Below are 11,402 nucleotides of genomic sequence, written 5' to 3' on the forward strand. Positions count from 1 at the left end.
CAAGGTCAGCCCGCCAGGGCTGACCCGGCAAACCAGACAACAGCCCCAACCACCCCACTGCCGAGAACAATGAGCACGGGGTCGGGCCGGCGCCACACGACCAGAAAGGTGACCAGCGCAATGCCGGTCAGTTCAATCCAGGAAAGATCAAGTGGTTGCGCCAGGCCAATGGCCGCCGTCGACATCATGCCCGCAATCACCATAGACGCCGAAATGCTGACGTGATTGATGATTCGTTGAAAACGCTGGTACCAGTGAGATGCCAGAGAAGCACCCAAAGACGTTGGGATCACAATGCCGATCATAGCCGCGATCGCACCGGGAATGCCGGCCATGTAATACCCAATCGCCGTCACAAAGCTGACTTTGGGCCCCGGAGTGAAATGACCCAGTGCAAAAGCCCAGGCAAACAAAGCAGGGTCGAGCAAGCCATTGCTGACCCACTGCCCCTGAATCATCGCGACCTGACCATTGCCTCCGCCAATCGAAAAAAGCGTGCTGAGCATGACCAGCCCCAACACGCCCAAAAAGCCAACGCCGTTATCCATGTTCGTCTGACTCCTGCTCGGGCCGAATAACGATGGCGCCCGACACAAGTCCCAGCAGCGCCATCACCAGTAACGGTACGCCAAACACCAGCGTCATCAGAGGGATCATGACGGCGATGAAAATACCGGCGAACAATCGCCACCCTTTCAACCGAGAGCTGTGTGCCATATTTGCGGCATTGCCCAGCAACAAACCAACTATACCCAGCGTAATGCTGTGCTGCACGGCAGCGAGTAACGTCCCTTCCGCACCCTGGCGCAGTAGCATGGCACCGGCCAATACCAGCAATGAACCCGGAATCATGAGGCATACCAGCGAGACGACACTGCCGGTAAAACCGCGTAGCCGATAGCCAACCATACCACCAAAGGCGAGGAATTTTGGTGCCGGAATCAGGGCGGCCGTGATCATCATGGCACGCTGAGTCTCTGCACTGATCCAGCCACGCTTGTGCACCAGATCGGCCTCGATACGACTGAAGGCGGCCCACATGCCGCCAAAGGTCAGAGCACCCATTTTCAGGAAGACCAGCGCCAGTGATAACAAAGGTACGGGTGTGGCCGGTACCGGGCCTGAAGCCACAGCCTCTTGAACACTCTTATTCCCGGGCTCAGTAGAACTCATCAAAATGAACCTGGTCGAACGGCACTTTCAGGTCAAACAGCATTTTTTGCACAGCCTGGGCCATCAGGGGCGGACCGGCAAAATAGATTTCCTTGTCGCGCAATTCTTCTCCAAATAATTGCAAGGCAACATCGTGTACAAAACCACGCAGCCCTGCCCATTCGTCAGCGGGAACATCCTCTGAAATGGCGGGATGGTAATGCAAAGTCGCCCCAAAACCCGGCAGTTCACTGAGCAGGTCTTCACCACACATATCATCGGGACGGCGCCCTCCGAAAACAAAATCGAGCCGTTTCTGCGTTAACTGCGGATGTTCTGCTGCCGCCCGGGCAATCGCGATCATGGGCGATAATCCGGAACCGCCCGCCAGGCAAAGAATGTCGCGATCGGAGTCCTCGCGCAGGTAGGCGGTACCAAAGGGCCCGTCAAAGGTGAGCGTATCGCCCGGTTGCAGGTGGTCGAACAGCTGTTCGGTCATGGCACCACCGGGTACCCGCTTGATCTGAAAATTCCACTGCGTGTCACCACCCGAGACATTACACATGGAATAAGCCCGCGGGCTGTCTATGGCCGGGGTACCGAGCAACGCGTACTGGCCAGCCAGGAACGACAGCGGCGTATCCAGTTCAAGTGCGAACTCGGTCATGTCGTGCGTTAACGCGGTTTTGGCCAATAACCTGGCCGTCGCCGGCACCGGGCGAGTGCCGGGTTCGTATTGCTCATCGGTACGAAGCTTGATCCGGCAGTCGGTTTTCGGACGAGCCTGACAACCCAGATAACGTTGTCGCTTTTCATCCCGCTCGGTCCAGGCCCGGGGGCTCGACTGTACATGCTCAACTTCACCTTCCAGCAGCTGGAAACGGCAATTGCCACAGGCACCTACATTGCAGGAGTAGGGAAACCCAATGCCACTGCGCAACGCGGCGCGCATAATCGTATCGGTTTCATCACAGTGAAAGGTGACTGGAGTGCTGCCGTCGATCGTGATTTGAGCCATAGAGAGCGTCCTGTATCAGTTCTTATTGTTGGAATTCGCACATTGCCAGCCAATTAGCAGGCTCACACATCAATCATGATGTCGTTGCCTTCCAGGGTCACTGTATAGGTTTTCAGCGGCACCATGCAGGGGGCGGCAACCACCTCCCCGGTGCATACATCGAACGCACCGCCATGAAAGTCGCACTCGATAACCGTTCCATCGAGAAACCCTTCCGACAGTGAACCCGGACCGTGCGTGCACTGGTTGTCGGTTACAAAATACTTGTCAGCAACGTTAAAGACGGCCAGCTCAAGCTCATCGACCTCGACATAATGGCCTTCTCCGGGCATCACATCCTCAGTACTGCACACTCTGACACGATTGGATGTTTCTGACATAACTACCTCCACAAGTTGACGGAACCAGTTTTACCATGTAGATTCAAACATATCAAGAACGTCGTTCCGTATATAGGGACAAATACAAAAACAGCCCAAAAGACCCGGTCACCGCCAACTGGCCACCTCAACAACGCAATAAAGCGTGGCTACCACTGAGCGGCAGGAGGACAACAACAATGCTCCGCACAGAAGTTAATGAATTGCTTACCCAAACTGGCCCAGGCACCCCTATGGGCGACCTGTTCCGCCGGTACTGGTTACCCGCCCTGCTGGCTGAGGAATTGCCTGAAGACGATTGCCCGCCAGTACGCGTTAAGCTGCTCTCTGAGCGTATGATTGCGTTTCGCGACAGCGATGGTCGCTATGGATTGATGGACGAATTCTGTGCGCACCGGGGGGTCTCTCTCTGGTTCGGACGCAATGAAGAAGGGGGTTTGCGTTGCCCCTATCATGGCTGGAAATATGACGTTGAAGGCAATTGCGTCGATGTACCCTCGGAGCCCGCGGAAAGCGGGTTTTGTGAGAAGATCAAGCTGCAGGCCTATCCGCTGATCAAGGTTGGTGACATTTTATGGACCTACATGGGGCCAAAAGACTTGCAGCCGGCACCACCCGAGTATGAGTTTGCCGTCGTGCCCGCAGAACAAACCTATTCGTCAAAACGATTCCAGGAAAGCAACTGGCTCCAGGCAATGGAAGGCGGCATTGATTCAAGCCATGTCTCGTTCCTGCACAGTGGCAACTTGAACACAGACCCACTGTTCAAGGGTGCCAAGGGCAACCAGTATAACCTAGCTGACAAAATGCCGTTCTTCGAAGTCGCCAAACATAATTCCGGCCTGTGGGTTGGTGCACGCCGCAACGCCGAAGACGAACAGTACTACTGGCGTATCACGCCCTGGATCATGCCGTGTTTCACCATGGTACCCCCACGCGGTGACCACCCGGTACATGGCCATTTCTGGATTCCCATTGACGACGAAAATTGCTGGGCCTGGAGTTTCGACTACCATCCCAACCGGGCGTTGTCGGCTGCAGAACGCGAAGCCATGGAAGCCGGCAAGGGCATTCACTGTGAATATGTACCGGGCACCTACATCCCCAAAGCCAACAAGACCAACGACTACTTGATAGACCGTCAGGCCCAAAAAGAAGGCCGTACTTACAGTGGCGTGGAAGGGATTGCCATTCAGGACTCCTCCCTTCAGGAAAGCATGGGGCCGATCATCGATCGCACCCGGGAAAATCTGGTGTCCACCGACAACGGCATCATCATGGCGCGACAAATGTTGCGCAAAGCGGCCATCGCCCTGAAGGACAAAGACCAGCAGCCTCCGGGTGTTCAACCTGAAGATCATAGAGTGCGCTCGGTCTCGGTTGTGCTGCCCAGAGATCAGGCATTCGAAACGGCCTGTGCGGAAGATCTCAAAGCACGCAAGGGTGTCCCCCATACCTCGGTCTGAGGACAGCGGGGCCGGCAAAACCGGCCCCGTTTTCAAGCACCACCGGATTCAGGAGAAGGCACCATGATAACCCAGTCCATGCGGGCGACCTCTGCTGCAGAAAGCCGGTTTCGCATCGCGCAGCCCAATTCGAGAACCCGCAAAACGCTCGTATTGGCGCTGGGTAGACAGGCGCTGACTTCCCTTGCCGAACTGCAGCAACTGAGCTGGAACAACACGGTCATGGGTTTATACACCGCCGGACATCTTGAGTTGTACAGTGGCCAGGAAGCAAGGCGGGTCCCACTTGATGACGCCCTGGATCAGCTCGACGTGATGGTGTTGCTGATCACCTCAGACAGCGATACAGAGTCGATAGAGAGGATCGGTGAAGCCTGTTCAAGGCGTCGCATCATGACGTCCGGTTTTGTACTCGAGCCACCTGATGAAACAGACATTAATCCGGTGCTGGCTTGCACCCGGCGTGTCACCGTATCGCTGGTCACCGATACCGACACCGATACGCTGATCGAATCACTGCGCGCCGTGCGCGCCTGAACTCAACGACGGAGGCTTCCATGACGTCAGCCAGTCACACTCCCGAACAGACTTTAATTACCACCGTACATCTGCTTGAACGGTACGGCGTTATTGACTTTAACGGCCACGCCAGTATTCGGCTGAGTGATGGTCGCATCCTGATCAACAGCGCCGACTCCCTTCGCTGTGCATTGACTCCGGCAGACCTGGTCACCGTGAATGCGGACGGCAGTGTGGATGAAGACCAGTTGCGTCCTCCGAATGAACTGGCCCTGCACCTGGCGGTCTATCGTGCGCGCCCCGATGTAAAAGCGGTCGTCCATGGTCACCCGGAATGGTCAACCCTGTTAACCAGTGCCGGTGAACCCTATAAAGTCGTCTTCCCGCAAGGCGCCGTGCCGGGAAATGTGCCCGTCTTCGACAGCCCCCGCTCAATCAGCAACACTGAAACGGCCACCGCCGTGGCTGAATTGCTGGGTAACGGCAAAGCCGCGTTAATGAAAGCCCACGGCTGCGTAACGGTCGCAGAAGACTTATTGGAAGCCGCCGTGCTGGCCATCTATCTTGAAATGAATGCCGAACGACAAGTCCGTTGTGCACCACTCGGTGGCGCCTATGAATTTTCTGATGCAGAAGTAGAGGGCAGTCGCAAAGGACTGTCAAAGCGCGCACTCTATGAAAAGTGCTGGGGCTTTTTCAAAGCCAAATACAACCTTCAGTGATGCAAACAGTGTTACTGATGCCATTACAGGAGTCCTGCCATGTGCGGTGATTTTGAACACGACGATCCATTGGACGACCAGCTCTTTGAGCGACTACTGGAAACCACCAGCCAACTGGGCATCACCCCCGAGCACAGTCTGGAACAAGGCAACCAACAGCCCATGGATCCGCGCGCCAGGGCAGCCTATATGGACACACTGTTCAATGCGGCTCTGACACGCAGCCTAACCGATGCTGTCCACATTCCCGCCGGTGAACGCATGGACGGCGTGTTCAGCCAGGCTGTGGTCTTCGCACGACTGGCGGGGTTTCTGGCCGGTCAGATTCCGGCAGATGCCAACCCCATGAAAGCGATGATGGAGGCCTTGCTCGAAGGTATGAATCAGGCCGAGGCGATGGTTACTGAAATAGAAGCTCATGGTCACCACCATCACCATGGGCATCACCACCATCACGGGCACCACCACGACTGACTTGGGAACCGGGCCATGCGCATACTGAACCAGGAGCAGCGGCGATGGTTTAAAGCTCTGCTAGCGGAAGGCATTGGTGTCAGCTTCTGGGCCTTTGCAGGCATTGCCGGCATTACCGGTGGGTTGGTGTATTATTTTCAGGGGCCTGACAGTTTCTATTCCACGGGTTACGACAGCCTCGCCAGTGCCCTCGGCATGATGCCCCGAGTACTGGCCGCGCTGACCATGGCCGGGATGATCTGGGTGCTGTTACCGCGTGAAGCGCTGTCTCGTTTTGTCGGTCGCAGCACCGGCCTGGTCGGGCTCGTCTTTGCCACCATTGCCGGCGTGATAACCCTGGGCGGGCCTTCGTCGGCCTTTCCGTTGCTGGCTGTGCTTGCGGCGGCCGGGGCTGACCGGGGCATTCTGATTGCCTTCATCACCAGCTGGGCAACCCTGGGGCTGCAGCGCACCATCATGTGGGATCTGCCATTGATGGGCCCCGAATTCACGATGGTCCGTATACTTGCGAGCCTGCCCTTGCCCATCATCGCTGGCCTCATCGCACGGCGTATACCCATCGAGCTGACGCTCAAGACAGACCCCGACAAAGCCAATCGGCTCCCACCGGATGAGGATGACCTGGATCATCTGGAGGAGCGACCATGAACATTGCCTTACTACTGCTCTACATCATACCAGTGGTGCTGATTGTCTATTCGATACAGCGGGCTGACGGAACGCTGCGAACCGGGCTGACTCGCGCGTTTGAACAATTCATTATTCTGGTGCCACGACTGCTGGTCGCCATGGTCGCCGCTGCTTTTATTGTCAGGCTAATCCCGGAGCAGATCATCAGCAACTATCTGAGCGACAACTCTCCCTGGATCGCCATTCTGGTAGGCACTCTGACCGGTTTGATCATTCCCGCAGCCCCCGTCGTGGTGTTTTCCATGGCCGCCTCCTTCGCCAATGCCGGGGCATCAACCGCCGGGCTCGTCGCCTTCATTACCGCCTGGACCATCTTTGCCTTGCATCGTGTTGTGATTTACGAAGTCCCCCTTCTTGGTGGTTCATTTGTGCGCTTGAGGCTGCTGGTCGCGTTTCCGCTACCTTTGCTCGCCGGTGCACTTGTTGTTATTGCAAGTTCACTTCTCGAACGTCTTATTTGACAGGAGACCTCTCATGAACGTCAGTTTAATCGGCCTGGGTGATATGGGCCACGACATAGCCCGTCACGTTGTGGCCGGCGGCTTTACCGTCACCGGGTTTGATGTTGACCCTGAACGCAGAAATGCTGCCGCTGCGTTGGGCGTTGATGTACAGAATACACTGGCCGGTGCCGTCGCCCATGCAAAGGTGCACATTGTTATGGTGGCTACCGATGAACAGTCTGAGCAGGTGACCCGCGAGATTCTGGAAGAGGGTGTCGCCGGCAGTGTCATCGTCATAACCGCTACCAATGGACCAAAAACCATGCAAACACTGGCGAAAGCCTGCCGTGAGCGTGGCTTTGGGTTTGTTGATGCTCCCGTATGTTTCGGCCGCGTCGGTGCTAGGGAAGGCACTCTGGCAAGCCTCTGCGGCGGCAGCGATGCCGATATTGAGACCATCCGTCCGGTACTGGATTGCTACAGCAGGGCCGTGCATCACATCGGCCCGGTCGGTGCTGGCCAGATAGGTAAAGCCTGTAACAACATGATGCACTGGGCCCATTGCGTCGCCAACTACGAGGTACTGTTACTGGCAAAACGCTACGGAATCAATGCACAACGCATGCGTGAAGTCTTACTGGAATGCCCTGCCGAAAATGGCACTTTGCGCCGCTGGGATTCAACCCGTTTTACCTGGCACGAAAAAGACATGGACCTGGCTCTCGACATGGCCCAGGCCGGTGACATACCGATGCCCCTGTTTGGTCAGGTCGACCAACTCGTCAAGCGACTCGACAAAGAGATGGTGAAAGAGCTGTTGCACGGGCCGGAAGCCGACTACCTAGGCTGGCACTTAACGGCATTACCACCTGAAAAAGGAGGCTTGAATTAACATGACAATTCAACCCACGCCAGAGCCGGCCATCAACCCGGCTCGAACGGCCTTGCTGCTCTTCGACTTACTCAATGGGCATGTGAAGGATGCCGACCGCGCCATAAAACCCAGGTACATTCCCGTGGTAGCCGCGGCCTCCGATTTGCTCAGTGCGGTACGTGAGAAAAACATAATGGTGGCCTATGCGCAGGCCAACCACCGGGCGGACAATGCAACAACGGCCCACACCCTACGCGATACCAACAACCGGCTTTCCAGATTGGATTTAAACGCGCCGCCGGAACTCAAACCCGTGGTTGCCGGTGGCTCATGGGAGGCGAACACCATTGATGAGCTGGCGCCCAACCGGGAAGACTATTTGATTCCAAAATACCGCTGGAGCGCCTTTTATCAAACCTACCTGGAACTGGCGCTTAGAACGCGGGGTATCGATACTCTGATTCTGGCCGGTGGCTCGACCGATGTCGGGATAGCGAGTACCGCCTATGCCGCTCGTGATTTGGATTTTAACCTGGTGGTTGCCAGCGACGCCTGCACCTCAAATGAAACCGACAACCACGACCAATTCATGCAGCGAATCTTTCCAAGAATGTCGCGTGTGCGTACGGTTAGCGAAATACTAGCGCTGCTCGCCTGACCTGCTCACGCTGACCGGCAACTGTGCTTCTTTCCAACTCGAACAGTTGTGCATGAGCCAAGGCCCCGTCGACCCACAACTGGATCTTCGGGGCCAAGTATCCGTCAGGTAACGAATTGGCAGTCAGAATACCTGACTGCACATATTGCCTTGTAGCGGCCTTATCAATGAAACCGGCTGGAGTATGGCAACTTACGTCGACCGGTGGTGAATGCGCTCCGGTTTCGCCGAGCCTAGCGTGTCATTGAATATCAGGGATTTGATCGTTACCGGCAAGGTGGCTGATGGCTGACGAACACGACCAATGTCGATGTAGTCAAATTCCGCCAGACGAATACCGTCTATCACCAGAATCGGATTGGCGATACTCAGATCGTTACGTAATATTTGCCCCAAAGTCATGGCGACATCATCATCCAACACCAGGTACAGCGCCTTACCCTGTCTAATACGATCGGCCAATCCATCGGTGATACCCCGTGCAAAGGCCAGCAGTCGCTGATAGCGGGGAGGCCCCTGCCAGGTTAGCGCCATCACCACGTCTTCGCCCAGTGTTTCAGACTCATATGACTCCAGATGGCCAGCGATGCTGCGTGCTATGCCTGCTGAGTCCACCTCTTCACCCAGGGTGAGATCGGGTTTGATAACCTGAAGATTACGACGTGGCACAAGGTCTTCGGCATCCGTCAGGAAACAGGTATTACCCGATAATTGTGTGGTGTACTCAGAGGCGCCCAGTGCGGTCGCGCGAATACCCTGGCTGTCTTCGAGCAAATGCCATGGCAGTATTTTGTTATCCACCCGGCGGCGCAAAGCCTCTCCCAGGCGTCTACCCAGGTCGCCAAAATCCCGGTGCTCACGACCATAAAAGAACTCGGCAACACCTCCTGAAAAGACCACGCTACTTGCTGTTACCAGATCTTTTGATGCCAGTATGTCGGTCAGGTAAAAATCAACAACAGATTCCGAGTCACTGTTCAACAATGCTTCAACCAGTGTGTCGGCCATGCCTTCGGCCACCTTATCCAACTGTTCATCCGTAACCCGATCGCCCACGTGCCAGTCAAAACCTGCTCGTAAAGCGTGGCTACGGCCCGCCGGGTCAAGGCGTTCCAAAATACCTTCGTCCGAGACAGCGAGCAGCCGCCCGCCCACATGAACAGCACCGGTTGACAGCACTTTCCCATTGTCTATCAGACTCAACTTGGTTGTGCCGCCGCCAATATCGATGTTCAATATTCTCTCGTTACGATCGAATGAGGCACGGGCCGCACCTGAACCAAAGGCCGCCAGGCGGGCTTCCATATGATGCCCAGCCGTTGCGCACACCAGGTCACCACACTTCTCGGACAGTATGCGGGCAATCCGCGGCGCGTTTTCACGACGCAGCGCTTCTCCGGTTAAAATGACCACCCCGGTGTCGATATCTTCCGGCCTAACCTTGGCTTCGTGGTACGCCTGATCAACCAATGTACCCAGTGCCCGGTCATCAATCAGAGTGTCACTGCGATAGGGTGTCAAACTGACCGGAGATTCATAGTAGGTCTCTCGGTTGATCACTATATAACGGCTCGATAACTCGGCAGCCTGGCGCTGCAATTGAACACGACTGAACAAAATCTGTGTACCAGCAGAGCCGATGTCAATACCCACACTCCATAGAACGACATTGTCTCTCTGCCAGAGCGGGTTGTCCTCCAGCGACACCTCTTCTTCGGGCAGGTGATGATCGTGATCATGGTCATGCCACTGGTTTGGGCTTCTATGATGGGAATGGCCGTGGTGGTGATCACCGGAATGATCATGAGCCTGGTGTGTGTGATGATCAGAGGTATGGGAATGCTCGTCGTGCATGGTTCTCTCCTGAGTGAACGAGACGAGATAGAGTCACTGCTTTAGAGGATAAATACTGACTGAAAGAAGAGACGGAACGGCCCGAAAAAAATGCCGCTCCGTATATTTTGGTCTTACCAGTATTACTCCTCGTTGAAGAGTTCCAATACTGCATCAGACGCGTTGAATATTTCACGGTACAATTCTTCTATTTCTGCAGGGTCGGTAAAGCCGACTTCATCACCTGAGCGGGAAAGTTCGTCGATATAATCCGGATCTTCTGTTGTCAAGCGAAACGCCTCGCGCAATACCGCTACGACTTCGGGTGGTGTGCCTGGTGCGGTAAAAAACGGGCGACCTGCAATCAATGGCACAGCAAGGACATTTGCCGCTGCCCGTGCGTCACCTTCCAACACAGTGCGCAAGTCCGGAATGTCCACCAGGTCGGGATGGTTACCGATTTTGGCAATGATGTTCAGGCCTTCGTCTTCGACCTGATCCTTTGCACCCGGGTACGTGCTGCTGAAACCTTCAACTTCACCTCGCAACGCAGCCAACAGTTGATCGCTGGTACCCTCGTAACCGGTAATGAACTGAGCCGGGTAGCCTGCCTGTTCCAGGACCTGGATCATCTGGGTTGACCCGGCGCCAACGCCACTGGTTGAGAACAGTACTGTGCCGCTGGCATTTCTCAGGTCTTCCAGCGTTTTAATGGGCGAGTCGCCACGGGTCATCAATACGCGAGCTTCACTGATAGGGCTACCCAGCACCGGCATTTCAAGTGTCTTATAGCGAATGCCAGGGCCACCAAGCCGCTCTGCCAGTGCAATCTCACGCGCAGCGATCAACAATTCAGTTCCGTCACTATCGGCTTGATTGTAGAGGTAATTGGCCGCTACAACCCCGCCAGCACCCGGCCGATTCACTGGGATAACATTCGGATTACCGGGCAAATACTTGCCAATGTGTCGGGCCATTAACCGACCATGAGTGTCATACCCACCGCCAGGCGTAGACCGAATGCTAATATTTACGGTTTTACCCTCGAAGCTTACATCGCCACTCTCAGCCAGCGCCTGGCTGCCGAAACCGACTATTGATGCGATTGCCAGTGTGCCCAGCGTTTTCACCGCACCTTTTATCAGGTTATGGTTCATTGCCATTCTCCTCACT

14 protein-coding genes are annotated in these 11,402 nt (G+C 55.6%); 8 read left to right on the forward strand and 6 right to left on the reverse strand.

Features of this window, described 5'->3' with window-relative positions; all coding sequences use genetic code 11:
- Nucleotides 1-5 precede the first annotated feature (5 nt).
- The 4 genes from ACHUE7_RS19420 to ACHUE7_RS19435 all read right to left on the reverse strand — a co-directional run bounded on the left by ACHUE7_RS19420 (nt 6) and on the right by ACHUE7_RS19435 (nt 2,550).
- Nucleotides 6-548, reverse strand: a complete 543-nt coding sequence (locus ACHUE7_RS19420; protein ID WP_348477007.1) for a chromate transporter — start codon at nt 546-548, stop codon at nt 6-8.
- Nucleotides 541-1,173 (reverse strand): chromate transporter, encoded by a 633-nt coding sequence (locus ACHUE7_RS19425; protein WP_394171537.1) that lies wholly within the window; start codon nt 1,171-1,173, stop codon nt 541-543. Before ACHUE7_RS19425 ends, ACHUE7_RS19420 begins: the two co-directional genes overlap by 8 nt.
- On the reverse strand, nt 1,160-2,170 hold the full coding sequence (locus ACHUE7_RS19430) for a 2Fe-2S iron-sulfur cluster-binding protein (RefSeq protein WP_394171538.1): 1,011 nt from the start codon (nt 2,168-2,170) through the stop codon (nt 1,160-1,162). Before ACHUE7_RS19430 ends, ACHUE7_RS19425 begins: the two co-directional genes overlap by 14 nt.
- 62 nt (nt 2,171-2,232) lie before the next feature.
- Nucleotides 2,233-2,550, reverse strand: coding sequence for a non-heme iron oxygenase ferredoxin subunit (locus ACHUE7_RS19435; RefSeq protein ID WP_348477010.1), 318 nt, complete (start codon nt 2,548-2,550; stop codon nt 2,233-2,235).
- Between the two features lie 179 nt (nt 2,551-2,729).
- On the opposite strand from ACHUE7_RS19435, the gene ACHUE7_RS19440 reads away from it, so the two are divergent.
- The 8 genes from ACHUE7_RS19440 (at nt 2,730) to ACHUE7_RS19475 (ending at nt 8,396) form a co-directional block, all read left to right on the forward strand.
- Nucleotides 2,730-4,016 (forward strand): aromatic ring-hydroxylating dioxygenase subunit alpha, encoded by a 1,287-nt coding sequence (locus tag ACHUE7_RS19440; RefSeq protein WP_394171539.1) that lies wholly within the window; start codon nt 2,730-2,732, stop codon nt 4,014-4,016.
- A gap of 63 nt (nt 4,017-4,079) precedes the next feature.
- Entirely contained in the window at nt 4,080-4,553 is a 474-nt protein-coding gene (locus ACHUE7_RS19445) for a hypothetical protein (protein WP_394171540.1), read from the forward strand.
- Between the two features lie 20 nt (nt 4,554-4,573).
- Nucleotides 4,574-5,257, forward strand: coding sequence for a class II aldolase/adducin family protein (locus ACHUE7_RS19450; RefSeq protein WP_394171541.1), 684 nt, complete (start codon nt 4,574-4,576; stop codon nt 5,255-5,257).
- Nucleotides 5,258-5,296: 39 nt separating this feature from the next.
- Nucleotides 5,297-5,731, forward strand: a complete 435-nt coding sequence (locus ACHUE7_RS19455) for a hypothetical protein (RefSeq protein WP_348477014.1) — start codon at nt 5,297-5,299, stop codon at nt 5,729-5,731.
- Between the two features lie 15 nt (nt 5,732-5,746).
- A complete protein-coding gene (locus ACHUE7_RS19460) occupies nt 5,747-6,379 on the forward strand; it encodes a hypothetical protein (protein ID WP_394171542.1) in 633 nt (210 codons plus the stop codon).
- Entirely contained in the window at nt 6,376-6,882 is a 507-nt protein-coding gene (locus ACHUE7_RS19465; protein ID WP_394171543.1) for a hypothetical protein, read from the forward strand. The genes ACHUE7_RS19460 and ACHUE7_RS19465 overlap by 4 nt, the downstream gene beginning before the upstream one ends.
- 13 nt (nt 6,883-6,895) lie before the next feature.
- Nucleotides 6,896-7,756 carry an NAD(P)-dependent oxidoreductase gene (locus tag ACHUE7_RS19470; RefSeq protein ID WP_394171544.1) on the forward strand — a complete coding sequence of 287 codons (861 nt, stop codon included), beginning with the start codon at nt 6,896-6,898 and terminating at the stop codon, nt 7,754-7,756.
- Nucleotide 7,757: 1 nt separating this feature from the next.
- Nucleotides 7,758-8,396: a cysteine hydrolase family protein gene (locus tag ACHUE7_RS19475; protein ID WP_394171545.1), complete on the forward strand. Its 639-nt coding sequence runs from the start codon at nt 7,758-7,760 to the stop codon at nt 8,394-8,396.
- A 192-nt stretch (nt 8,397-8,588) separates the two neighbouring features.
- Here ACHUE7_RS19475 and ACHUE7_RS19480 read toward each other — a convergent pair whose 3' ends face one another.
- Nucleotides 8,589-10,250, reverse strand: coding sequence for an ethanolamine ammonia-lyase reactivating factor EutA (locus ACHUE7_RS19480; RefSeq protein WP_394171546.1), 1,662 nt, complete (start codon nt 10,248-10,250; stop codon nt 8,589-8,591).
- A gap of 122 nt (nt 10,251-10,372) precedes the next feature.
- Nucleotides 10,373-11,386, reverse strand: coding sequence for a Bug family tripartite tricarboxylate transporter substrate binding protein (locus ACHUE7_RS19485; RefSeq protein ID WP_394171547.1), 1,014 nt, complete (start codon nt 11,384-11,386; stop codon nt 10,373-10,375).
- Nucleotides 11,387-11,402 lie beyond the last annotated feature (16 nt).

Source organism: Saccharospirillum alexandrii (assembly GCF_043641555.1).
Classification (GTDB): domain Bacteria; phylum Pseudomonadota; class Gammaproteobacteria; order Pseudomonadales; family Natronospirillaceae; genus Saccharospirillum; species Saccharospirillum alexandrii_A.